The following is an 809-nucleotide window of genomic DNA, read 5'->3' as shown; positions in this document are numbered from 1 at the left end:
GTTGAAGAAGGTCTGAGATCAGCCTGGCATTTGCTGGCGGTGGTTTCGTCGCGCCCCAACTCACTGTCCGTCAGTTGCGCCCGGCCATCGCATCGCGCAGCAAGGAAGCACCGCCTTCAAAGCCGGCAATCTCGGCTTCCTCGATCGCGGTCCTGTAGTCATCGATGCGGGTTTCGAGCACCGGGTCGGCGCCCGCCGCCAAAAGCAGGCCGATCGCATCGACACTGCGGATGGCCACCGAATAGTGCAGCGGCGTCCAGTCGTTGACGCCCCGCATGTTGGGGTCGGCACCGCCGTCGATCAAAACCCGCACGATGTCCAGCCGGTCGGCGCGGTCGGTGGACAGCGCTGCAATGATGGACGGAAACCCACCGTGATCCTGATAGTTTGGATTCGAGCCGGCATCCAGCAAAGACGAGATGAAGCCGACGGGGCTCCAATAGATCGCATATTCCAGCGGATGCCCGAGGCCGAGCTCGAACGGCATGCGCTCGTCGAACCAGCGGGAAGAGCCGCCCAACGCCACGCCGAGGCCCTCGAAGTCGCCGGCCTTGAAGGCATCGTCGATAACGTTGAACAGGCGATGGCGCTCGCATCGATCTTCCGGGATTTCCAACATGGCCGTGATCCAGAAGGCGAAACTGACGGCCTATAGTGCCTCGATCTTCCGGGCGTGGGAAGGCGGGACGATTCGACTGAATGAGATTGGGATCTTCAGCCTACCGCAGGCTGATTGGTTTTCGATTCTCCGCCAGAAATGGCGGAGCCGGCCCGGGGACGGGGCCGGCTCCTTTCACCCGGTCGTTGGG

General features: G+C 62.5%; 2 protein-coding genes. One reads left to right on the top strand and one right to left on the bottom strand.

All coding sequences use genetic code 11. From position 1 onward, the window contains the following. Positions 1 to 70: 70 nt before the first annotated feature. Entirely contained in the window at positions 71 to 619 is a 549-nt protein-coding gene (locus EN893_RS36145; protein WP_127271822.1) for an ankyrin repeat domain-containing protein, read from the bottom strand. On the opposite strand from EN893_RS36145, the gene EN893_RS38850 reads away from it, so the two are divergent. Beyond that, a partial coding sequence (locus EN893_RS38850; protein WP_206640264.1) for a hypothetical protein occupies positions 618 to 809 on the top strand: 192 nt, incomplete at its 3' end. The two genes, EN893_RS36145 and EN893_RS38850, sit on opposite strands and share 2 nt — an antisense overlap.

This window comes from Mesorhizobium sp. M7A.F.Ca.CA.004.04.2.1 (assembly GCF_004022825.1).
Taxonomy (GTDB): Bacteria; Pseudomonadota; Alphaproteobacteria; order Rhizobiales; family Rhizobiaceae; genus Mesorhizobium.
This window is presented reverse-complemented; position numbering and strand designations above follow the sequence as displayed.